The organism is Candidatus Kinetoplastibacterium oncopeltii TCC290E (genome assembly GCF_000340865.1).
Lineage (GTDB): Bacteria > Pseudomonadota > Gammaproteobacteria > Burkholderiales > Burkholderiaceae_B > Kinetoplastidibacterium > Kinetoplastidibacterium stringomonadis.
In genome coordinates this window covers 302,499-325,016 of record NC_020299.1, presented here as the reverse complement: position 1 = coordinate 325,016, position 22,518 = coordinate 302,499, and the positions used below count along the sequence as shown (strand labels likewise).

The 22,518-nt window shown below is 29.9% G+C and carries 23 protein-coding genes and 1 tRNA gene; 12 read left to right on the top strand and 12 right to left on the bottom strand.

Annotation, left to right across the window (positions count from 1 at the left end; genetic code table 11):
* Window positions 1-4: 4 nt before the first annotated feature.
* Window positions 5-2,707, bottom strand: coding sequence for a pyruvate dehydrogenase (acetyl-transferring), homodimeric type (aceE, locus tag CONE_RS01525; RefSeq protein WP_015396988.1), 2,703 nt, complete (start codon window positions 2,705-2,707; stop codon window positions 5-7).
* Between the two features lie 347 nt (window positions 2,708-3,054).
* On the opposite strand from aceE, the gene folD reads away from it, so the two are divergent.
* Complete coding sequence (folD, locus tag CONE_RS01520) at window positions 3,055-3,909, top strand: bifunctional methylenetetrahydrofolate dehydrogenase/methenyltetrahydrofolate cyclohydrolase FolD (protein WP_015396987.1); 855 nt, start codon at window positions 3,055-3,057, stop codon at window positions 3,907-3,909.
* 156 nt (window positions 3,910-4,065) lie between these two features.
* Here the strand turns inward: folD and CONE_RS01515 are convergent, their stop codons facing one another.
* The 8 genes from CONE_RS01515 to CONE_RS01480 form a co-directional block, all read right to left on the bottom strand.
* A complete protein-coding gene (locus CONE_RS01515) occupies window positions 4,066-4,287 on the bottom strand; it encodes a hypothetical protein (RefSeq protein WP_015396986.1) in 222 nt (73 codons plus the stop codon).
* Between the two features lie 110 nt (window positions 4,288-4,397).
* The gene (locus tag CONE_RS01510) at window positions 4,398-4,775 is read right to left on the bottom strand and encodes a MerR family transcriptional regulator (protein WP_015396985.1); all 378 of its coding nucleotides are present in this window, start codon (window positions 4,773-4,775) and stop codon (window positions 4,398-4,400) included.
* Between the two features lie 59 nt (window positions 4,776-4,834).
* Window positions 4,835-5,185, bottom strand: a complete 351-nt coding sequence (locus CONE_RS01505) for an integration host factor subunit alpha (RefSeq protein WP_015396984.1) — start codon at window positions 5,183-5,185, stop codon at window positions 4,835-4,837.
* Window positions 5,166-7,580 (bottom strand): phenylalanine--tRNA ligase subunit beta, encoded by a 2,415-nt coding sequence (pheT, locus tag CONE_RS01500; RefSeq protein WP_015396983.1) that lies wholly within the window; start codon window positions 7,578-7,580, stop codon window positions 5,166-5,168. Before pheT ends, CONE_RS01505 begins: the two co-directional genes overlap by 20 nt.
* 15 nt (window positions 7,581-7,595) lie before the next feature.
* Window positions 7,596-8,618 (bottom strand): phenylalanine--tRNA ligase subunit alpha, encoded by a 1,023-nt coding sequence (gene pheS, locus CONE_RS01495; protein ID WP_015396982.1) that lies wholly within the window; start codon window positions 8,616-8,618, stop codon window positions 7,596-7,598.
* Between the two features lie 62 nt (window positions 8,619-8,680).
* Window positions 8,681-9,034 (bottom strand): 50S ribosomal protein L20, encoded by a 354-nt coding sequence (gene rplT, locus CONE_RS01490; protein WP_015396981.1) that lies wholly within the window; start codon window positions 9,032-9,034, stop codon window positions 8,681-8,683.
* A gap of 17 nt (window positions 9,035-9,051) precedes the next feature.
* A complete protein-coding gene (rpmI, locus tag CONE_RS01485; RefSeq protein ID WP_041862238.1) occupies window positions 9,052-9,249 on the bottom strand; it encodes a 50S ribosomal protein L35 in 198 nt (65 codons plus the stop codon).
* Window positions 9,250-9,426: 177 nt separating this feature from the next.
* Window positions 9,427-9,726 carry an accessory factor UbiK family protein gene (locus CONE_RS01480; protein WP_015396979.1) on the bottom strand — a complete coding sequence of 100 codons (300 nt, stop codon included), beginning with the start codon at window positions 9,724-9,726 and terminating at the stop codon, window positions 9,427-9,429.
* Between the two features lie 257 nt (window positions 9,727-9,983).
* On the opposite strand from CONE_RS01480, the gene CONE_RS01475 reads away from it, so the two are divergent.
* Window positions 9,984-10,232, top strand: coding sequence for a cold-shock protein (locus tag CONE_RS01475; protein ID WP_015396978.1), 249 nt, complete (start codon window positions 9,984-9,986; stop codon window positions 10,230-10,232).
* 158 nt (window positions 10,233-10,390) lie between these two features.
* Here the strand turns inward: CONE_RS01475 and CONE_RS01470 are convergent, their stop codons facing one another.
* Together CONE_RS01470 and xseA are read right to left on the bottom strand one after the other, a co-directional pair.
* Complete coding sequence (locus tag CONE_RS01470; RefSeq protein ID WP_015396977.1) at window positions 10,391-10,975, bottom strand: superoxide dismutase; 585 nt, start codon at window positions 10,973-10,975, stop codon at window positions 10,391-10,393.
* A gap of 26 nt (window positions 10,976-11,001) precedes the next feature.
* Window positions 11,002-12,342, bottom strand: coding sequence for an exodeoxyribonuclease VII large subunit (gene xseA, locus CONE_RS01465; protein ID WP_015396976.1), 1,341 nt, complete (start codon window positions 12,340-12,342; stop codon window positions 11,002-11,004).
* 1,230 nt (window positions 12,343-13,572) lie between these two features.
* Here xseA and CONE_RS01460 point away from each other — a divergent pair.
* From CONE_RS01460 to CONE_RS01430, 7 genes are all read left to right on the top strand, one after another.
* On the top strand, window positions 13,573-13,752 hold the full coding sequence (locus CONE_RS01460) for a Trm112 family protein (protein WP_015396975.1): 180 nt from the start codon (window positions 13,573-13,575) through the stop codon (window positions 13,750-13,752).
* 95 nt (window positions 13,753-13,847) lie between these two features.
* A complete protein-coding gene (locus tag CONE_RS03825) occupies window positions 13,848-14,015 on the top strand; it encodes a hypothetical protein (RefSeq protein WP_235043370.1) in 168 nt (55 codons plus the stop codon).
* Between the two features lie 454 nt (window positions 14,016-14,469).
* On the top strand, window positions 14,470-15,126 hold the full coding sequence (adk, locus tag CONE_RS01450) for an adenylate kinase (protein ID WP_015396974.1): 657 nt from the start codon (window positions 14,470-14,472) through the stop codon (window positions 15,124-15,126).
* Between the two features lie 114 nt (window positions 15,127-15,240).
* Window positions 15,241-16,833 (top strand): murein biosynthesis integral membrane protein MurJ, encoded by a 1,593-nt coding sequence (murJ, locus tag CONE_RS01445; protein ID WP_015396973.1) that lies wholly within the window; start codon window positions 15,241-15,243, stop codon window positions 16,831-16,833.
* Window positions 16,834-17,010: 177 nt separating this feature from the next.
* Complete coding sequence (rpsT, locus tag CONE_RS01440) at window positions 17,011-17,274, top strand: 30S ribosomal protein S20 (protein WP_015396972.1); 264 nt, start codon at window positions 17,011-17,013, stop codon at window positions 17,272-17,274.
* A gap of 92 nt (window positions 17,275-17,366) precedes the next feature.
* Window positions 17,367-18,155, top strand: coding sequence for an exodeoxyribonuclease III (gene xth, locus CONE_RS01435; RefSeq protein ID WP_015396971.1), 789 nt, complete (start codon window positions 17,367-17,369; stop codon window positions 18,153-18,155).
* Between the two features lie 6 nt (window positions 18,156-18,161).
* Window positions 18,162-18,237 (top strand) — tRNA-Ala (locus tag CONE_RS01430).
* A 7-nt stretch (window positions 18,238-18,244) separates the two neighbouring features.
* Here the strand turns inward: CONE_RS01430 and CONE_RS01425 are convergent.
* Window positions 18,245-19,759, bottom strand: a complete 1,515-nt coding sequence (locus tag CONE_RS01425; RefSeq protein WP_015396970.1) for an AMP nucleosidase — start codon at window positions 19,757-19,759, stop codon at window positions 18,245-18,247.
* Window positions 19,760-19,972: 213 nt separating this feature from the next.
* Between CONE_RS01425 and gmk the strand changes: the two genes are divergently transcribed.
* The 3 genes from gmk to CONE_RS01410 all read left to right on the top strand — a co-directional run bounded on the left by gmk (window position 19,973) and on the right by CONE_RS01410 (window position 22,470).
* On the top strand, window positions 19,973-20,602 hold the full coding sequence (gmk, locus tag CONE_RS01420; protein WP_015396969.1) for a guanylate kinase: 630 nt from the start codon (window positions 19,973-19,975) through the stop codon (window positions 20,600-20,602).
* Between the two features lie 71 nt (window positions 20,603-20,673).
* Complete coding sequence (gene rpoZ / locus CONE_RS01415) at window positions 20,674-20,877, top strand: DNA-directed RNA polymerase subunit omega (protein WP_015396968.1); 204 nt, start codon at window positions 20,674-20,676, stop codon at window positions 20,875-20,877.
* A 150-nt stretch (window positions 20,878-21,027) separates the two neighbouring features.
* Window positions 21,028-22,470, top strand: coding sequence for a RelA/SpoT family protein (locus tag CONE_RS01410; RefSeq protein ID WP_235043369.1), 1,443 nt, complete (start codon window positions 21,028-21,030; stop codon window positions 22,468-22,470).
* Window positions 22,471-22,518 lie beyond the last annotated feature (48 nt).

Below are 22,518 nucleotides of genomic sequence, written 5' to 3'. Positions count from 1 at the left end.
TATCCTAAACTCTTTGAGGATTAATTTTATCAGGATTAATTCCGTATTTTATTATGGCTTTACCTGGTATATCAGATCCTATTTTTCCATTGTTTGCTAATGCTTTCAAAGCACTTAGAACAATATAATGACGATCTATTTCAAAATATTCTCTTAATTTGAAACGAAAATCGGATCTTCCAAAACCATCGGTACCAAGTACATAATAATCTCTTCCTTTAGGGATAAAAGATCTTATCTGATCAGCAAAAGATTTCATATAATCTGTAGAAGCTATTATAGGACCAGATGAATCTAAAAGTTTTTCTGTTATATAAGGAATTCTATAAGAATCTGGAGACTTTTGCAGTAAATTGTAACGTTCCGCATCTAAACCATCTCGTCTTAATTCTGTAAAACTAGTGACGCTCCATACATCAGAAGAAATACCCCATTCAGACTCTAGCAAATCTTGGGCGGCTATAGATTCTCTTAATATAGCCCCTGATCCTAACAATTGAACTCTATTTTTACAAGACCCCACAGAACGGAATTTATAAATTCCCTTCAATATACCATCTTCATCTCCATCAATCAAACCTGGTTGCTCGTAATTTTCATTCATGAGAGTAATATAATAATATATGTCTTCTTGATTCTCTATCATGCGCCTTAGACCACTATGTATAATTACTGCTAACTCGTGAGCAAAAGCAGGATCATATGAAACACAGCTTGGTATTGTTGATGCTATTACGTGACTATGACCATCTTCATGCTGCAATCCTTCTCCATTAAGAGTAGTTCTACCAGATGTTCCTCCAAGTAAAAATCCTCTTGCTTTCATATCTGCAGCCGCCCATGCTAAATCACAAACTCTTTGAAATCCAAACATTGAATAGTAAATAAAGAATGGAATCATTGTGTAATTATTTGTAGAGTATGAAGTAGCAGCTGCAATCCAAGAACTCATTGCTCCTGCTTCATTAATACCTTCTTGTAGAAGCTGCCCATCACTAGTTTCTCTATAATACATAACCTGATCTTTATCAACTGGTTCATATCGTTGACCACCAGGTGTATATATTCCTAGTTGTCTGAATAAACCCTCCATACCAAAAGTTCTAGATTCATCTGCTAATATAGGGACAACTCTTGAACCTATCTCCTCACTTCGTAATATTATATTCAAAATTCGAACAAAAGCTTGAGTAGTTGATATTTCACGACCGTTAGAAGTCGGATCAAGTACAGGCCTGAAAGTTTCTAAAGATGGAATCTTAATGATATCATCGGACATTTGTCTTCTACGAGGCATATAACCACCAAGCGCTTGACGATGATCTCTCATATATTTCATCTCAGGAGAATTTTCTGAAGGTTTAAAATATGGTAAATCTGCCAACTTATCATCTGGTACAGGAATACCAAAACGATCTCTAAATTCACGTATAGATTCTAAATCTAACTTTTTATGCTGATGAGTTGCATTTCTAGATTGACTAAAGTGACCTACTCCGTATCCTTTTATTGTTTTAGCTAGTATAATACTGGGTTGACCTACATGTTTATTTGCAGAGTTAAAAGCAGCATAAACTTTATTAGGATCATGTCCACCTCTATTTAGTCTCCATATTTCACTGTCACTCATATGTGAAACAGCTTCTAAGAGTTTTGGATGTTTTCCAAAAAAATTCTCTCTTACGAATTTGCCATCATTAGCCTTATAAGTTTGGTACTCACCATCAACAGTTTCTTGCATTACCTTTCTGAGTATTCCATCTTTATCATTATCTAATAAAGAATCCCAATAACCTCCCCAAATCAGCTTTATGACATTCCACTCTGCTCCGATAAATATTCTTTCTAGCTCTTGAATTATCTTTCCGTTACCACGTACTGGTCCATCTAAACGCTGAAGATTGCAATTTACTACAAAAATTAAATTATCTAGATTTTCTCTTGATGCTAAAGAAATAGCTCCTAAGGATTCAGGTTCGTCCATTTCACCATCACCGCAAAATACCCATACCTTGCGATCACTAGTATCGAGAATACCTCTAGCATGCAAGTATTTTAAGAATCTAGCTTGATATATTGCCATAATTGGACTTAAACCAACAGAAACTGTAGGGAATTGCCAGAAATCTGGCATTAATCTAGGATGTGGATATGATGGAAGTCCATTTCCATTAACCTCTTGACGGAAATTATCAAGATGATTCTCAGACAAAAAACCTTCCAAATAAGCTCTACTGTATATTCCAGGTGAAGAGTGTCCTTGAAAATATACTAAATCACCAAGTTTTTCTCCATTGTCAGACTTCCAAAAATGATTATAGCCACAGGCAATCATAGTTGCTAAAGAAGCAAATGATGATATATGACCACCTAAACTACCTCCGTCTTCTGGGTTATGACAATTTGCTTTAACTACCATTGCCATAGCATTCCAACGTATATAAGCATTTATCCTAGACTCTATTTTTAGATTGCCAGGATGAATAGACTGTAAATGAACTGGTATTGTATTGACATAGTCAGTATTTAATGAGATTGGTGTCTTTATACCGAGACTACGTAGTTTTTCAATTAAACTCTCTATTAAATTGCGAGCTTGTTCTGGCCCCTTATGATTCAAAACAGCTTCTAATGATTCTAACCACTCTTTCCGTTCTTGATCATTATCGTCTTCTGTTTTATCTGAATTTTGATACAAAGAGGACATGCTATATATCTCCAAGTTTGATTAATATTTCAAACAAAATAATAATTTTAAAAAATAACAAAAATAATATTAATGATGACTATCTCATGTTTTAGTTATTACTAAATGAGTAAAAGCATTAACAAAATAGAACTTTAAATAAAAAATATAACTTCACATAATTATATATCTTTAGTCCTAATTGTATTCATAAATCAAAATCTTATTTTAAATTTAGTTTAAAATAAGAAAGATGCTATATTATCCAGAAGCAGTTGATTATTTACAATATCTAAAATAAATACTTATGCCAAATAAATTTAACTTAATAAATGTACAATTTCATTCAACAAAATAGGTTAATAAGCATGGAAACTAAAATTATAGACGGTCTTGCATTATCAAAACAAATATACGATGATCTAGAAAAAAGAATAAAAAAATTAAAAAATATTGGAATAACTCCTGGTTTAGCTGTAATCCTTGTTGGTGAAAGCAGTGCCTCACAAATCTATGTTAGAAATAAAGTTAAGGCGTGCGAAAAAATTGGAATAATATCCAGGCAAGAAAATTACCAAGATAATATATCAGAGAGTGAATTACTAAAACATATTTATAGACTAAATAAAGATAATAAAATAAATGGAATTCTTATCCAACTGCCATTGCCTAAACATATTGATACACACAAGGTAATAGAAGCAATAGATCATAATAAAGATGTAGATGGATTTAATGTTTTAAACGCAGGATTATTAATGACTGGAAATCCATTATTTTGTCCTTGTACTCCATATGGAATAATGAAAATCATAAATAATGAAAATATTAATATACGCGGAGCAAATGCAGTTATCGTTGGAGCAAGCAATATAGTAGGAAAACCTATAGCAATGCTCCTACTTCAAGCAGGAGCAACAGTTACAATATGTAATTCAAAAACAAAAGATCTTGAATCACATACCAGAAAGGCAGATATACTTATAGTTGCAGTTGGAAAACCGAAAATGATAAACGGATCTATGATCAAACCAGGATCTATATTAATAGATGTTGGTATTAATCGAAGTTCAGAAAATAAAATATGTGGAGATATAGATTTTACATCTGTCAAAAGTATTGCCGGCTCCATAACTCCGGTTCCAGGAGGAGTTGGCCCGATGACGATAGCAATGCTTTTAACAAATACGGTTGAGTCTGCAGAAAGATTAATTAAAGATTAGTAAAACTATAACCTATATGTATAGATGAATTATTTATGCATATAGATTAAAGCTTTAGATAGAATGATTTTATATTACTATTTTTCGACTACCATTTAAATACATTAATTGATTATCATGGAATTTTGTTAGAGTTTTTGCCGTGAAAATAAATTATCAATTATTCATTATTAAATTTTCATCTATCCACTTATTAGCAAATATCTCGGCCAAATTGACTGCCTCATATAAAGACCCACAATCACCAAGATATGAGAAAACATTATCAATCTCAGAACCACTATCAGATGTTATTTTTAAGAATACACCGTAACCACCAGTATCCATAGCAGCAGTCGATATATCTACTAATATGTCGTTTTGACTGTAAAAACACATAACATGACTACCTCAACTATAAATAAAAAGTCAGTATAAATAATTTTCTAAAGAATATTTTAAACGATACAACTTATCGAAATAATTAATTAGAACTAAAACTTTTTTAATTATTCAGAATCTATAATTGCATCTTCTAATAAAGCAATAGATTTCTCTATTTCTGTATTTAATATATTTAATTCAGAACCAGTTAAGCTTACAGCATAATTTAAATTATAGTAAGAACAGTCTTTAACTTTAGATAACATATTCTTTACTCTATGAATAGTAAATCCTTTATTATAAAGCAAATCCTTTATACGCTTTATCAAAAACAATTCATTTCGACTATAGAATCTACGATTAATTCTTTTATTTATTAACTCAGACTGCATAAACTCGCTATCCCAATATCTTAGTACATGTTGTTTGATTTCACATAAATCTAAGACTTCTTTTACTGTAAAATAGGGTTTCGAAGGAATGGATGGTAAATTTCCTGACATCATAGAAAGCTCAAATAAAATAAATATTAACTATCAGTTACAATTATTAATATAAAAAACTAAAACGTGTTTTTGTTATTTATATTTCTCTTTAGCTTGTTACTAGCATGGAAGGATACAACTCTGCGAGCAGAAATATCAAATGATATGCCTGTTCTTGGATTTCTTCCAGGTCTTTTATTTTTATCTAATAAGTGAAAATTACCAAAACCTGATAGTTTAACATTATATCCATCAGACAAAAATTTTACTACTTCCTGAAAAAAAGATTCTATGATAAATTTAGAATCACGCTTGGTTAATCCAGTCCTCTCAAATAATAAATTAGCTAATTTAGCTTTGGTTAGAGTGTTAAATTCTGACACTATAGCCTCCAATAACTTAATGAAATTATACACGCTGACTGACATTAAAAACTTTGATAAGCTCATTCAATATAAGACTCATACACAAAGAAATTCTCGCCTCATCTAAAGTAAATACATCTTGCATATAGAAACGCATGGTAATACTTTTTTGTTTTTTGATAGAATTATTAATATCATTCCATATATCAAAAACTATAAAATCTTTAACTATTGAGATATTATCATCAGATTTTATTAATAAATTAATTGCATCTTTAATTGATTGAAACTCAATATCAAAATCCAACCATATTGATAAGTCTCTTGTTACTATTGGTTGCTTTGAGTATTGTTTGAAACAAGGCAAATTTCTTTCCATTAAGTATTTTAAATCAATCTCAAAAACAATTGGAGGAGTTAATAATCCAGAATCAGAAGTTATTTTGGGATTTATTTCTCCAATCCATCCAACAACTTTATTGTCATTTAAAACTAAACTAGCACTACGACCAGGATGTAATGCATTATGAAAACACTTTTTAAACTTTATATCTAAATAAGTATTTCCAAACAAAGACTCAATATCAGATTTAACATCATAGAAATCAACTAATCTTTTCTTCAATCCCCACTGATCTTCAACAACAGAACCCCAAGCAGCACCAGATAGAAAAAATGACTGGCGAATACCACTTATATCCTCATGATTATCAACAACAGATTCGTCCTTAATAAAAACTCTACCCATCTCAAAGACTCTAGCACGAGTCAATTGTCTATTTGCATTATGTATTATATTATTAACTATACCTGCAATAAGACTAGATCTCATAACAGACAAGTGGCTAGAGATAGGATTGAGTATTTTTATTGGGTCTAGATTATTGCAGTATACGCGCTCCCATTCAGCATCAACAAAACTATAATTTATAACTTCCTGATATCCTCTATCAACCATTAAATGACTGAAATAATGTCTATTTAATTTTTCTTCAGAGACCGGTAGCATTTTAATATTGGTCAGTGGTGGAGAAATTGGTATATTTTCATAACCATACATTCTTGCCACTTCTTCAATCAAATCTTCTTCTATAGATATATCAAATCTGTATGTTGGAGAATCAACAGTAAAAATCTCATTAAATTCTTTGAAATGAAAACCTAATTTTGTAAATATACAATTAACATCCTCACTGCTTATATCTATACCTAGTACCTTCCTGCAACGAGATAACCTCATTTTTATAGGATTTTTATTAGGAATTTCTTTAATCACGTTGGAAACAGGACCGACAATACCTCCGCAAATCTCTACTATTAAACTAGTTAAAATATTAATAAAATCTAGTGTTTTAGAATAATCGACACCACGTTCAAATCTATATGCTGATTCAGAGTTTATTTTATATAATCTAGATTTTCCTAAAATAGCATTAGGAAACCAAAAAGCAGATTCCAAAAAGATATTTTTAGTTTCTATACAAACAGATGTTTTTTTACTACCCATAATACCAGCTAAACAAATAGGTCCATTGTTGTCACTTACAACACCTATTTTTTCATCAAGAATTATATTCTTGCCATCTATTAGGCTTATACTTTCTCTATTATTAGACCAACGAACATTCAAACTACCTTTTATGGAATCTAAATCATAGATATGAGAAGGTATCCCAAACTCCAACATCAAGTAATTAGATATATCTACTAATACTGAAATACTTTTTTGTCCAGAATTCTCTAATCTAGACTTTATCCAAGTAGGAGTGAGTACGTTTGCATTCACATTACGTATGATTCTACCAGAATAGTGCCCACACAATCCATTAGAAGATATATTTACCGGTAAAAAATCATTTATAGATTCAGATACGGATTTATACTCAGGTAAGTTGATTTTGGTGTCAGTTATGGCTGAGACCTCTCTAGCTAAACCGACAATAGACAAGCAATCAGCTCTATTAGGTGTTAATTTTATTGTAAATATATTATCAATATTTAGTAGGTCATTTAAATCCATACCAGGAATAAAACTTTCATTCAATATTGGTAGATTTTTAGCACTATCTAAAATTCCTACTTCCTCAGAGGAACATATAACACCATTGAAGGTTATACCCAGCGATAAAGATTTATATTTATTAAATATAGAAGAATCTGGATCTATGCAGAACATAGGAAGAATCATTCCAGATCTAACGGAAGAAATATGACATATAGCATAGCAAATGCCATGCGAAGAACCACTATCTACTGTACATATATAGCAATCATCATTACCTTCTGACAAAACTATCAGTTCTAATATTTTAACTGATATAACTTTGTTAGAGAAAGTGCTTGCAGAATAAGATATGTATTCTACCTCTAGACCAGCCATTGTTAGTTTTTCAGCTAGATCGTTACTTGTAATATCAGGATTAACTATAGATCTTAGCCAAGATTCTGGAAATTGCATTATAAAAAACCAACTTTAATATCTAATTTGACGTAAAAAACGTAGATCATTCTCGTAAAAACAGCGTAAATCGTTAATTCCGTAGCGCAACATTGTTAAACGTTCTAAGCCAGAACCAAACGCAAAACCTATATAGTCTTCAGGGTCTAAACCAAAATTACGAATTACATTTGGATGAACCTGTCCAGAACCTGATATCTCTAACCATTTTCCACGATTTGCGCCAGTAGTAAACATCATATCTATTTCTGCTGATGGCTCAGTAAACGGAAAGAATGATGGACGAAATCTGATTTTTAAATCATCATCTTCAAAAAAACATTTTAAAAAACTAGTATAAACTCCCTTAAGATCAGAAAACGATACATTTCTATCTATCCATAATCCTTCTACTTGATGAAACATAGGCGAATGCGTAGAGTCGCTGTCTACTCTATAAGTTTTACCGGGTGATATAATCTTAATCGGAGGTTTATTGATACTGGAATATCTAACCTGCATAGGACTTGTATGAGTTCGCAATAGAAGCTGCAAATTATTTTTATCTTTTATATCTATATAGAAAGTGTCTTGCATTGAACGAGCAGGATGTCCTATAGGACTATTTAATGCTGTGAAATTATTCCAGTCATTTTCTAGCTCTGGACCATCAACAATGTCAAATCCTATAGAATGAAATATTTGCTCAATTCTTTCCCAACTACGCATTATGGGGTGTATAGACCCAGTACTTATACCTCTACCGGGCAATGTTACATCAATAGCTTCAGAAGAAAAACGAAGCTCTAATTCTTTATTCAGTAATCTTTCCCTATATTGAAATAGTAAAAACTCTACCTTTTTCTTAGCTGAATTTATAATAGAACCATAATCTTTTCTATTTTCTAAGCTTACAGTGCCAATTTCCTTGAACAAAGAAGCAAAAACACCATTTTTACCTAAAAAATGAGCTTTGGCCTTTTCAAGGCTACCGGAATCTTTAGCCGATTCAAATGCATTCTCAGCCTGTCTAATAATATTATCTAGTGATAAATTCATTTGTTTGCTAAACACTTTTTCTCTGTAAATATATTGCAATATATTTACAGAGAAACATTAATTTATAAAATATCTTTTACCTTCTGAACTAAGAAAGAAAACCCATTTTTATCATTCACAGCCATATCTGATAAAACTTTACGATCAATTTCTACCATAATTCTTTTTAAACCAGCCATGAATGTACTATAGTTTAGATCATGCTCTCTGACTGCTGCATTTATGCGAGTAATCCACAATGAACGGAAAGTACGTTTTTTATTTCTACGATCACGATATGCGTATTGACCAGCACGCATAACAGCCTGTTTAGCAACTCTAAAAACATTACCACGGCGACCTAGGTAACCCTTGGCTGCATTGATTACTTTTTTATGACGAGCGTGTGCGGTAACACCACGTTTTACGCGAGGCATATTAGTTCTCCATTAATTTAAGCGTAGGGCATCATGGCTCTAACTAGGGCCACATCTGAATTATGAACCACTGCAGATCCACGTAATTGACGCTTCACTTTAGTATTTTTCTTTGTAAGAATATGGCGCTTAAAAGCTTGTGCCCGCTTTATGGAACCGCTACTACGAAACTGAAAACGTTTTGCAGCGCCTCTTTTAGTTTTCATTTTAGGCATAATTGCCCCTAAAAATATTGTTGTTATATAGCAAGAATGGTGACCATGCAGAAAAAATTTAGTATGGAGCTTTAACCAAATTACCACTTATAAAAAATAAACACCAAATCGTTATAGATTAAGTGCTATTGAATTGTAGCATGATCATCACAAAAACTAAATAAATATGAGCAAAATCTATTTGTTATTTTCCAGTTCTTCTACTCGTAATTCCAAATTAGTAACCAATTGATTTAATTTAGATAATTCTTCTCTTATAAGTTCTAATACTTCTACTTGTGAGTCTAATTCTTCATTAGTAACTAAATCTAATTTAGACACAGCATTATTCACTAAAAGATTAACCCCGTTTTCTATATCTCTCTTTAAGCTGGAAGCGCCGCTAACAATACTATTTCCTATATTCTCTTGCAGTTCCTCAAACCATTTATTCTTTTTCATAACATTGAATCCTAAGACAAATTGAAAAAATTTCATTGAATACTAAAAATATAAATCAAATATCCACATATGTTGTAAAAATAACCTTAAATGTTGGAATAACGATATAAATGTAGGAAAATTATTATAACTAGTGCTCACTCTATTGACTATATAAAGGAAAAAGTAGCATTATCACAATGTTGGAATGTTTAATCTCGCTAGTTATATTGTTGCTTAGGTAGCAAGAATCTGGCGCTCTATTCATTTTTATTTTTTTATCTGCAAGCGTGTGATTTAAAGAGGCAGTCTGCATGTCCAGTACAAACGACACATTTAATACCGATCGTAACCAAGCCAAATCAATAGGAACAGTAAAATGGTTCAATGATGCTAAAGGTTTTGGTTTTATTACTCCAGATAATGGTGGAGAAGAGATATTTGCTCACTTTTCATCAATTGAAATGGATGGTTTTAAAACATTAAAAGAAGGTCAGAAGGTATCTTACGAAACTGTTCAAGGACCTAAAGGAAAACAAGCACTTAATATTACATCTGCTTAAAGTAACAAGAGAGAGTAATTACTCGGTTGTTACATTAATTAAATATTTGTTAATTAGATATTTATTAAGATTTAATTTTGAGATTTTTAATTTTAGTAAAAGGACGGCAACACAATTATGTTGACGTCCTTTTACAATTTATAGAAAAAATCACATATCTAGTCAGCAAAATTTGAATCGACAAATTTCCAATTTATTACTTTCCAAAAATTATCCAAGTATTTAGCACGCGCATTGCGATAATCTATATAGTAAGCATGCTCCCATATATCACAAGTTAACAAGGCCTTATCTTCAGTAATAATAGGACAGTTTGCATTGCTTGTATTAATGATATCTAAAGCACCATCTGTTTTTTTAACAAACCAAGTCCATCCAGATCCAAAATTACTTAATGCTGACTTAATAAAATCTTCTTTAAAATTCTCAAAATTACCCCACTTTGATTCTATCGATTTTAATAGTAATTGAGACGGATGTTGATTTAAAACAGGTGTAAGGCTATTCCAATAAAAATTATGATTCCATACTTGTGCAGCATTATTAAATATAGCACCAGTAGATTTCTTAATAATTTCTTCTAAGGTGGATCCTTTTAGCTCATTGTTGTTAACAATAAGATTATTTAAATTATCAACGTAAGTCTTGTGATGCTTTCCATAGTGAAACTCTATAGTTTCTTTAGAAATATAAGGCGACAATGAATTCACATCATATGGCAAAGTGGGAAGAGTATAAATCATAAACGTAAAAACTCCGTTAAAAAATTTTATTTAATTTTACTGCCATATACTATGGCCTCTATAAAACCATCGGATACTTGAATCTTTAATTTCTGTCTATCTGATACATGATCATAATTTTTAACTACATTACCATCATCATCACGAACAACAGAATAACCTCTAGATAAAATATTTTCAGGATTTAAAGCACTAAGACTAGCTATTCTAGCTTGAAGCAAAGTCTTTTTTGTAACAAGATTCTCAATATAAATTCTTTTAAGTCTATCTACCAATAACAAAAATCTCCTCAACCTTATACTAATATTTGGTGTATGAAAATGCAAACTATTCGAAATCAAACTAAATCTTGATTTATTAGAAGCTAGCTTATTTTTAATGCAAGAGATTAATAATTTTTTCGAAATATTAATTCGCTCTAAATTATTTCTAATGTTTATTAAATGTGATAAAAATTTTTTAGATGTATTGTCTAAAAATTGGAAGTAGTTATCTAAAATATGTCTTTGGGATCTATTTATATGTTTCCAAAAAAACTGAATCTTATCTATCAAATCAAGAATATTAGGACAAGAAAGTTCAGCAGCAGCTGTAGGCGTAGTAGCTCTTAAGTCTGAAGCGAAATCAGCTATAGTAAAGTCAGTTTCATGACCTATTCCGCTTATTATAGGAATAGAACTATTAGATATAGCTCGAGCTAAAGACTCATCATTAAAACAACATAGATCTTCCAAATTGCCACCTCCACGAACTAGTAAAAGTGTATCAACTTCTAATCTATTATTTGCAATAATAATTTGCTCTAATATCTTATTTGCCGCATCAACTCCTTGAACGGGAGTATTATATATGATAATTTTAATATAAGGAGCTCTTCTTTTTAATGAAGATATAACATCTCTGAGAGCAGCTGAACGCAGAGATGTTATAATACCAACCGATAGTGGTATTGTTTTCGGTGTACGATTAGCTTGATTAAATACTCCGTCCTCGTATAATTTATTTTTTAAAGCCAAAAATTTTTCATATAATCCACCAATCCCTGATCTTCTTACTAAAAGAGATTGTAATTGGTAATCCCCTTTCGGCAAATATAAAGAAGCATTTGAATAAACTTCTACTTCATCACCGTCTTTTGGTATCTGTTTTATTGAATTTGTTCTGCCCTTGAACATAACAACTCTTACTGAAGATTTACTATCTTTTAGAGTAAAATACCAATGACCAGAGTTAGCAATTATAAAATTAGAAATCTCCCCTTTAACCCATATAAAAGAAATTTCTTTTTCAATTAATAAACTGACTTTTCTATTCAACTCTGAAACAGTATAAACATCACTTATATCGTTATTGCTATAATTTTCCATTTAATTAACCAATTAGCTATCCACAGGGCAATACAAGATATAAATATCGCGTATATCTTAACAAAAAATAATTAAATAATAGTAAGAGGTTACTAAATACATTGTATCTCATTGATAAATATGATTTTTTGACAAAAGTGTATAATTATTGTACAAACTACTTAAATAATAAGCAATACAATCTATTTGTAAAGTTAATAACAGAATTATCCACAAAATCTGTGGATATATTTTTTTACATAAATTTCTATGTACAATTATCGTATAACTTATCAAATACTTTCCAAATTACTAGTTGATTCTGACTATATGAAATCTCTTTAATTTAATGAGATGAGTAAGTTATAAAAAACTCTTGAGTATATATTACATAAATAATAGATGAAAAAAGTCTTATCAAGCAACATACTATATCTATTGTCATATATAACAAGATTTTTGTATTCATTAAAAACTATTTATATAAATCTACAATACTAAAAATTTTTAAAATAAAAACCCTTATCATTTTATTAAATATCTAATTAGGAGTAAAATGAAAAACACCACTTGTGAGATCAATATCTAAATAATTGAAATACAGATTATTTAAATCTATCAGTATAAACAGATGTTATGGGATTGATTTTGAAAAAAATACAAAGGTGGGTTTCAAATATGTAGATTTTTTCGAAATTCGGATATGAGTCCACATTAATTACAAAAAACAATGTTTCCAATTGTTGATATTATAATTTTATACTATGGATTACAGCACATTGCCATGTATAGAGATTTTGATATTAAATTTTAATATAAATAGAGAATGGAAGATTAATCCCACCACCCTGGCTGCTCAGAGAAAAATTTTCAGATACGGTCAAGAAAATATATTTGTAGTAATATGAAGAAATGATGGAAACAAATGTATATTGAATAACAAAATATTTATTAATACTTTTATTAACTGTATGATATATACATAATCCTCTTTATAACCAACAAATTATTGTAAACTCAATAACTTTTTATTTTATTATATATCAGCTAATGATATCTTAGTAACATTAAAATATGTCGTTAAATGTTCTAATAATAAAGATTCTATAATTTAGTAAATAAATACTGCTGAAGAATTTTCAGATAATAAATTTTTTCAATATTTGTCAGATCAGATGCATCAATCCAGCATAAAATTAAAAGATCATTTATAATATTTGTGACAATTCACATAATTCACATTAAATAATAATGAAAGATAAATTTATAGATATACTTGTTTGTCCTAAATGTGGTGGAAAACTAAGTTATGATAGAAAGGAAAATGAGCTTATTTGCAATAATGACATGATAGCATTTCAGATACTTGATGGTATTCCAATTATGTTGTGTGATCAGGCAAGATCGATTCAAAACATAAAACATGATTAAATAATATATCAAAAATAAATCAGATCTTATAGTAACAATACCTGCTAAAATAGTATCTACTAAAGTATCTATTAAACTATTAGAATATACATGGCATGCCAATTATTGTTAGAGTAGCGCAACAGTCAGCATTATCTATGGCTAGAGAAATTCACATTGCAACAGATAGAGCACAAATTTGTGATAATGTTAATAAACATGTTGTTAAGAACATAAATATTATCAGAAGCTATAGAAATACCAAGGAGATAATAATTCATTAAAAAACTAAAATAATCTAATTTGGCGAATATAGTAATGTGCAAATTTAAAATCAACGACAAAAAAGATCTTTTTAATAAAAATTTTGTTAAAGTAGTTTGTGATATAGAAAATAACGCACTATACTTTTCAATTTTCAGTATACCAGGGAGAAATGAAAAATTTGATAACATATAAAGGGGTTATGGACACATTTGAATATATGTTTATAGGGTATATTTTAAAAAAATTTCCGTTTATAAAAAATGAAAGTTGGAAAAATTGTAATAACTATGACAACTTATAGCTTTGAAAATGGTTATAAAATATTATTAGATATTATGAATAAAGAACTACTATAAGAATTTGATACCATTAAAGATTTAGAAAAAGTAAAAGATATATTTAGTAAGAAAATGCAAGTTTGTTGCCAATAATATTTTTATAAATAATTTATATTAAAATTCAGGAGTATTCATGCGTCTAATATTGCTCGGACCGCCAGGAGCTGGCAAAGGCACCCAAGCAGCTTTTTTAACAAAGCAATTTAATATTCCACAGATATCTACTGGTGATATGTTACGCACAGAGATTAGAGCTGAAACAGAATTAAGTATTGAATTAAAAAAAATAATAGACTCTGGTAGATTAGTACCAGATGAAATCATTATTAAATTAGTAAAATCTAGGCTCAATAATCAAGATTGCACAAATGGTTATTTGCTAGATGGTTTCCCCAGAACTATTCCACAAGCAGATGCTTTAAAAAATGAAAAAATAGAGCTAAATTATGTATTAGAAATTCAGGTTCCTGAAGATAGTATAATAGAGAGAATTAGCGGAAGGAGAGTACATATCACAAGTGGTCGAAGCTATCATACAACATTTAATCCTCCATATATTCCAGAAAAAGATGATATTACTGGAGAAGATTTAATTCAAAGGGAAGATGACCGTGAAGAAACCGTTAAGCGCAGATTAGACGTATATAAAAAACAAACTAGGCCATTAGTTGAATATTATTCAGATTGGTATGAAAATGATCCACACAAGGCTCCTAAATATTTCAGAGTATCTGGAATTGGATCAGTTGAAGAAATAAGAAAAAGAATCCTTTCTTGTCTAGTTGATTAAATATGCAGATAGTATACCCTTAGCAAATTTTAATCTAATAAAGATAGCTTGTATTTGCATTTAATTAAAAAATATTATGTGTGCGATATTTAAACTAAGAGACAAATTGAAATTATGATTTTGAAAGGAACGCTACGATCTATATTAACCGTGAGTGTTTTTACTTTGCTGTCACGCGTGACTGGACTTGTTCGTGATATAGTAATAGCAAAAAACATAGGGGCAAACTCTTTAAGTGATGCTTTTTGGATATCTTTTAGAATACCAAATATGCTTAGAAAAATTTTTGCAGAAGGATCATTTGCACAAGCATTTATACCGACTTTAAGTCTGGCGAGAAGCGAATCAAAAAATGAACATAATCTGAGCGAAAATATACATAATCTGATCACTAGGATGGCTCTATTACTAACAACATTCTTAATATTAATTACCATAATCGGTGTGATATTCACCCCTTTCATAATTAGGATATTTGCTAGCGGAATATGCAAAAATACCAACGATATCAACCAGTTTTATGCTACTGTATTAATGACAAGAATAATGTTTCCTTACGTTATTCTTATTTCACTAACAGCATTTGCCTCTTGTATATTAAATACATGGAAAAAATTTTCTATACCTGCTATCACCCCAGCATTACTTAATATTTCAATGGTTTTAACCTGTTTGATATTGGCAAAAGAAAAAATCCAACCTATATATGCTTTATCTATAGGAGTTGTAGTAGGAGGCATAGCACAACTTTCTATACAGTGGTTGGCTATATCAAAAATGAATCTACAACCATCTTTATCTTTTGATTTTGTTAGTGCATATAATGATAAATATGTAAAAAACATAATAAAGAAAATGATGCCAGCATTAATTGGCGTCTCAATATCTCAAATTTCTCTATTAATCAACACAAATATAGCAACTTGGTTGGCACCTGGAAGTTTAACATGGTTAACTTTAGCAGATAGAATAGTAGATTTACCAACTGCTTTAATAGGATTAGCATTAGGCACAGTAATGCTACCTGATTTATCAAAATCATATGTTAGCAAAAATCACAATAAATATAATTTATTAATAAATAACAGCTTAAAGATAATATTATTATTTGGAGCTCCTTCAATGGTATGCATGATTTCAATACCGAATGGACTAGTGACTGTGTTATTTCATTATGGAGAATTTAATCAAATAGATGTATATAACACAAAATCAGCTGTTCTAGCTTATTCAATAGGATTGCTAGGAATGATGATGATTAAAATATTATCTTCTGCATTTTATGCAATGCAGGATACCCTAACTCCCACAAAAACTGCATTGCTATCTTTATTTCTTGCTCAAACATTGAATATATTTTTGGTGCCACTATATTCTCACATTGGCATTGCCATATCTTATAGTGTTGGAGCTACATTGAACTCTATATTTATGCTATTTATTTTAAATAGGAATAATGTATTTAATTCATACAAACGTGGATGGATAACTATACTATTGCGTTTAATACCCTCATCAATTTTAATGGGGTTTTTTTTAAATTTCTTTGAAAATAAAATTAACTGGATTGAACTACAATCAAACGTAATACAGAGATTTTCAATTTTATCATCTTTGCTAGTAGCAGGGTTGATAATATATGTTGGTTTATTATTTATATTTGGTATGAGGTCAAAAGATTTTCTTAACCTATTTGTTACAAAATAAGAATATTAAAATAATTGCTTTTTTAAATAAAAATAAACATATAATGATGATAGTTCCAAATAGAAAGATTATTAAATCATACGAATGATCGTTTTATAACTAAAAAATATTTTACTTAAATTATAAAAACTTTATAATTAAATACTTTATAACTTTCAATTAAAGAATTAAGAAAAAATGGCTAACACATCACAAGCTCGTAAACGCGCACGTCAATCAGCAGAAAAAAATAAACATAACTCAAGTTTAAGATCAATGTTGCGCACTGCTATAAAAAGAGTAAATCAATCTATTGAATCGAAAGATAAGAGCACATCTCAGGATATTTTTATAAAAGCAACAAGTATAATAGACAGGGTAGCAGATAAAGGAATCATTCATAAAAACAAAGCTGCTCGTCACAAAAGTCGTCTAGCAACTTCTATAAAGAACATGTTATAGAATTAATATCAATTTGATAAAACTTTAAGTAAGCATCTTTTGATAATCTATCATTTGTTGTCATTTTATAACATGTTGCATGGTTGTTTTATATGAATATAGCGACCTGGAATGTTAACTCTTTAAGGATACGCTTAAATCAAGTGTTAAACTTTCTAGATAAAAATGATATTGATGTTCTATGTTTGCAAGAAACCAAAATAACTGATGATAAATTTCCATATGAATCATTTAAGAATATAGGTTACAACAGCTATTGGCTTGGACAAAAAACATTTAATGGTGTAGCTATTGTTAGTAGATATGAATCTGTAAGAACCTCATATAATCTACCAGATAATTTTGATGAGCAAAAAAGATTAATATCTATAACTATTCGATCAGAAATTGGAGAAATCTGTGTTATATGTGTATATTGCCCCAATGGCCAAATGATAGACAGTGAAAAATATGAATATAAAATTAAATGGTTTGAAAAGCTAACAAATTTAGTAAAAAACGAATTATTAAAGAATGATCAGTTAATATTAATAGGTGACTATAATATAGCCCCAAATGATGATGATGTTTATAATATAGAACTTAGTAAAAATCAAATATTAACATCAGAGACTGAGCGTAAATTATTTAATAACCTTGTACATTTGGGTTTAGTAGATGCCTTTAGATTATTTGAGCAGCCTAAAAACTCTTATAGTTGGTGGGATTATAGAAAATATTCTTTTAAACGTAATATAGGATTCAGAATAGATCACATATTACTGACAAATTCTTTGAGAGGATTATGTCAGGTTTGCAAAATAGATAAGTCATTAAGGGAATTTGAAAGACCATCAGATCACGCTCCAGTAATTGCTATACTGAAGCATAAACTTACTTGAATAAATGGGGCGGTAGCTCAATTGGAAGAGCGTCGCGTTCGCAATGCGAAGGTCGGGAGTTCGATCCTCCTCCGCTCCACCATTAAATATTATTGAAAAGCTGTTTCCATAAAAGTTCTTAATTTTCTGGAATGCAATTTTTCCGATGGCATATCTCTCAGATATTCAAGAGTTCTTACCCCTATTTCTAAGTGCTGACTAACTTGTTTTAAATAAAAATCACTAGCCATTCCAGGCAATTTCAATTCTCCATGAAGCGGTTTGTCTGAAACACATAATAATGTTCCATAAGGAACACGTAAACGAAAACCATTAGCAGCTATAGTAGCTGATTCCATATCAAGCGCTATTGCTCGAGATTGAGCAAAACGTTTTACAACCTCAAGCTGGTCGTGCAATTCCCAATTTCTATTATCAATAGTAACTACTGTACCTGTTCTCATAATACGCTTCAGATCCCATCCTTGTAAACCAGATATTTCTGCAACAGCTTTCTCTAATGCTACTTGAACTTCTGCTAATGCCGGGACTGGAACCCACAAAGGCAAATCTTCATCTAAAACATGATCATCACGTACGTATCCATGTGCAAGTACATAATCACCTAATTGTTGTGAATCACGTAAACCAGCACAATGACCAAGCATGAGCCAAACATGTGGTCTTAATACGGCAACATGATCAGTTATAGTTTTAGCATTTGAAGGACCTACTCCAATATTTACTAACGTAATCCCAGAATGATTTGGTCTAGTTAAGTGATATGCTGGCATCTGAGGAGTTCTTATATTCAAATTTTGATTCTGATCAGAGCCATCATTGCTAGTAATAATATGTCCAGGTTCTACTAATGATACGTAACCACCTGTGCCATCTATTACTAATTTTTTAGCCATCTCGCAAAATTCATCAACATAAAATTGATAATTGGTAAATAAAACATAATTTTGAAAAAAATGAGGAGCAGTTGCTGTATAGTGCTGCAGACGCTGCAAAGAGTAGTCTATGCGAGCAGCAGTAAATGGAGCTAATGGTTTTATATTATCTCCTTCTTTCTCTCTCCATGTGCCATTAACAATAGCATCATCTGTAACTGAAAGATCTGGAACATCAAATATATCTCTTAATGGTCTATTGATAGACTTAGTATCACTATATTTAACATGAGCACCTTCTGAAAATGCAAAATGCAGTGGTATAGGAGAGTTGGATTCTCCTACACTAACTGGAACTCGATGATTATGGAGTAATTGATTAATTTGATCTACTAAATAAGATTTAAAAAGTTTCGGCCTTGTAATAGTAGTTTGATAAATTCCCGGCTCGGCAACGTGTCCATAAGAAAATCTAGAATCTATAGAATCGTGAGTACTAACCTGTATCCTTATAGCTGGATAACAGGCTCTTACACGATAATTTATATTATTACTTTGCTGATTTGTTAAAATATTACTAAATTCATTTCGCAAGAATTCAGTATTGCGTTCATATATTTCAATTAATCGATTAACAGCTAATTCGGCGTCTTGAAAGGTGTCGAAAGGAAAACATTCTGGGATTTTAAAATCTTGCTTTTGCATATTTTCCATAAAAATTGGGTCCATGTAACCTACCTAAATTTAAAGTAATTTAAATATAATAAGCAATACGCTAAAATATTTTAAAATAAAACAAATCAATTATGTTATAAATTATTAAGCTAAAAACACAAAGAATATTTTAAATATAACATAACTCCTATAATTGTTTTCTATAATATGAAATAATTATGTAAACTAAAACTCTAATAGATTAATTAAGGTTATATAATAAAATTAATGACTAATACGATCAACAACAATTTATTTATTGTAACGGCACCTAGTGGTTCTGGAAAATCCAGTCTAATAAAAGCACTGCTAAAAGACAATGAATCAATATCAATGTCTATTTCTTATACTACAAGAAAACCCAGAATAAGCGAAAAAGATAGAGTTGATTATCATTTTGTATCTGTAGAAGATTTTTTAAAAATGCGTAATAACAACGAATTTATAGAATGGGCTGAAGTGCATAATAATTTCTACGGAACACATAAATCTGTTGTGAATAATAGAAATATTAATACTAGTGATATAGTAATAGAAATAGATTGCCAAGGATCAGATCAAATAAAAAACTATTATCCAGATGCAATCAGGATTTTTATCCTACCACCTTCAATAGAAGAGCTGAGAAAGCGTTTAATTCTTCGTGCATTAGATTCTATGGATATTATAGAGAGAAGATTATCTGTAGCTAAAAATGAAATCATGCATGCTAGAGATTATGATTATGTTATAATAAACTCTGATTTCAATTTGGCATTATCAGAAATAAACTATATCATCAAATCAACAAGATTGAGATTTCAATATCAGTACATTAAAAATAAAAATCTATTTAACAAGCTAGGCATTACAAATTAGCTCATTAGACGATAGTATTTTCTCATATTATTTGAAGCATATTAATTTTAACAGTAAAAGCGAACTAAAAGATGGCACGTATAACAATAGAAGATTGCTTAAAAAACATAAGTAATAGATTTGATCTTACATTAGCTGCAGCATACCGCGCTCGTGAATTGGCACAGGGCCATGCTCCAAAGTTAGAAAGTAAGGATAAACCTACCGTTCTGGCATTGCGTGAGATAAGCAGAGGACTTTCAGGTTTAGAAATGTTATCTAAAGTTCCTGGTTAAATATAATGTTCAATTATGGATTCAAATGAATTCAGGACGATATCCAGTAACTTATTAAGATTTTTTAAGTTTCTGAATTTTTGGAGTAAAGATTATTTCAGTATACAGAGTAATCTTGGTCATTTTTTACTTATTAAAAATAACTCCTTTTTGTCACTGCTGAAAAAATTAAAATTATATTTATCTAAAGAAGACTTAAAATTAGTTTGTGAGGCTTTTATATTTGCAGATAAAGTACATGCTGGACAGAAAAGAGAAAGTGGATCTCCTTATATATCACATCCTATAGCTGTGGCTGAAATATGCTCACAATGGAAACTTGATAAAGATGCAATATCTGCAGCATTATTACATGATGTAATGGAAGACCATGGTATATCAAGACTAGAATTAGAGATAAGATTTGGCAAAAAGGTTGCAGCACTAGTTGATGGACTATCAAAATTTGACAAGATAAATTTCAATAATAAACTTGAACAACAAGCAGCAAATCTACGAAAGATGTTATTAGCTACAGATAAAGATATTAGAGTAATGATTATAAAGATAGCTGATAGATTACATAATATGCGTACTATAAATGCTATAATCAACCCTAATAAAAAAAGAAGAGTTGCTAATGAGACATTAGAGATATATGCGCCAATGGCGTATAGACTTGGATTGAACCTTACACATAAAGAATTACAAGATTTAAGTTTCGCTGTAATTTACCCATATAGATTCGAGATAATGCGTAAAGCGTTATTATTTAAGCGTCAAAAACATAATAAACTAAGTGATAAATTAAAGTACAATATATATAAAGAAATATCGAAAAGTAGTCTAAATATCGAAATTAGAAATAGAAGTACAGATTCATTATTCAGTATATATAAAAAAATGTTGTCATATGGTAAAACCTTTTCTGAAATAACAAATACACACTGTTTTAGTATTACTACAAATAAGATATCTGATTGCTATTTAATAATGGGAATTATACATCAAGCATATAGGCCAATACATGGAAAATTTAAAGATTACATAGCAATGCCAAAAATAAATGGATATCAATCTTTGCATACTACAGTAATTAGTTTAAGTGGAATAAAAATAAAATTTCAAATTAGAACAAAAAATATGGATAATTTAGCTGAAAATGGTATTACTAATTATTGGATACAAAAACAGGATAATACCGAATTTCAAAGACATCTAGAAAATTATAAATTTCAATCTGTATTAGACATACAGAATAAAATAAACGATCCAAAAGAATTTTTAGAATACATAAGAATTGATCTTTTTCAAGATTCTATAAATGTTTTCTCGTCATCAGGAAAGGTGGTTACTTTACCAAAAAATTCTACTGTTATAGACTTTGCATATGCTATTAAGATTAGTTTAGGAAATAAATTATTTATTTCCAAGATTAATGGTAAATGGAGTTCTCCTTGCAGAATATTAAATAATGGCGACAAAGTAGAGATTATAACATCAGATCAATCTAATCCTGATATTAAATGGCTCAATCAAATAAAATCTAGAAGGGCTATTTATGAAGTACGTAAATATTTAAGATCAATTGAATATGAGGAAAAGACACATTAATAATTATTAATAATAATCATTGATTATAAAATTATTTATACATAAAAA

Excerpts from the sequence above, each read along its gene's own strand:
- CONE_RS01480 (WP_015396979.1), bottom strand. The coding sequence starts at position 9,726 with ATGAAATTTTTTCAATTTGTCTTAGGATTCAATGTTATGAAAAAGAAT.
- CONE_RS01515 (WP_015396986.1), bottom strand. The coding sequence starts at position 4,287 with ATGTGTTTTTACAGTCAAAACGACATATTAGTAGATATATCGACTGCT.
- CONE_RS01425 (WP_015396970.1), bottom strand. The coding sequence starts at position 19,759 with ATGGACCCAATTTTTATGGAAAATATGCAAAAGCAAGATTTTAAAATC.
- rpsT (WP_015396972.1), top strand. The coding sequence starts at position 17,011 with ATGGCTAACACATCACAAGCTCGTAAACGCGCACGTCAATCAGCAGAA.
- rpoZ (WP_015396968.1), top strand. The coding sequence starts at position 20,674 with ATGGCACGTATAACAATAGAAGATTGCTTAAAAAACATAAGTAATAGA.
- pheS (WP_015396982.1), bottom strand. The coding sequence starts at position 8,618 with ATGAATTTATCACTAGATAATATTATTAGACAGGCTGAGAATGCATTT.
- xth (WP_015396971.1), top strand. The coding sequence starts at position 17,367 with ATGAATATAGCGACCTGGAATGTTAACTCTTTAAGGATACGCTTAAAT.
- CONE_RS01505 (WP_015396984.1), bottom strand. The coding sequence starts at position 5,185 with ATGTCAGTCAGCGTGTATAATTTCATTAAGTTATTGGAGGCTATAGTG.
- aceE (WP_015396988.1), bottom strand. The coding sequence starts at position 2,707 with ATGTCCTCTTTGTATCAAAATTCAGATAAAACAGAAGACGATAATGAT.
- pheT (WP_015396983.1), bottom strand. The coding sequence starts at position 7,580 with ATGCAATTTCCAGAATCTTGGCTAAGATCTATAGTTAATCCTGATATT.
- CONE_RS01470 (WP_015396977.1), bottom strand. The coding sequence starts at position 10,975 with ATGATTTATACTCTTCCCACTTTGCCATATGATGTGAATTCATTGTCG.
- CONE_RS01510 (WP_015396985.1), bottom strand. The coding sequence starts at position 4,775 with ATGTCAGGAAATTTACCATCCATTCCTTCGAAACCCTATTTTACAGTA.
- rplT (WP_015396981.1), bottom strand. The coding sequence starts at position 9,034 with ATGCCTCGCGTAAAACGTGGTGTTACCGCACACGCTCGTCATAAAAAA.
- murJ (WP_015396973.1), top strand. The coding sequence starts at position 15,241 with ATGATTTTGAAAGGAACGCTACGATCTATATTAACCGTGAGTGTTTTT.
- rpmI (WP_041862238.1), bottom strand. The coding sequence starts at position 9,249 with ATGCCTAAAATGAAAACTAAAAGAGGCGCTGCAAAACGTTTTCAGTTT.
- gmk (WP_015396969.1), top strand. The coding sequence starts at position 19,973 with ATGACTAATACGATCAACAACAATTTATTTATTGTAACGGCACCTAGT.
- CONE_RS03825 (WP_235043370.1), top strand. The coding sequence starts at position 13,848 with ATGCCAATTATTGTTAGAGTAGCGCAACAGTCAGCATTATCTATGGCT.
- xseA (WP_015396976.1), bottom strand. The coding sequence starts at position 12,342 with ATGGAAAATTATAGCAATAACGATATAAGTGATGTTTATACTGTTTCA.
- folD (WP_015396987.1), top strand. The coding sequence starts at position 3,055 with ATGGAAACTAAAATTATAGACGGTCTTGCATTATCAAAACAAATATAC.
- CONE_RS01460 (WP_015396975.1), top strand. The coding sequence starts at position 13,573 with ATGAAAGATAAATTTATAGATATACTTGTTTGTCCTAAATGTGGTGGA.
- adk (WP_015396974.1), top strand. The coding sequence starts at position 14,470 with ATGCGTCTAATATTGCTCGGACCGCCAGGAGCTGGCAAAGGCACCCAA.
- CONE_RS01475 (WP_015396978.1), top strand. The coding sequence starts at position 9,984 with ATGTCCAGTACAAACGACACATTTAATACCGATCGTAACCAAGCCAAA.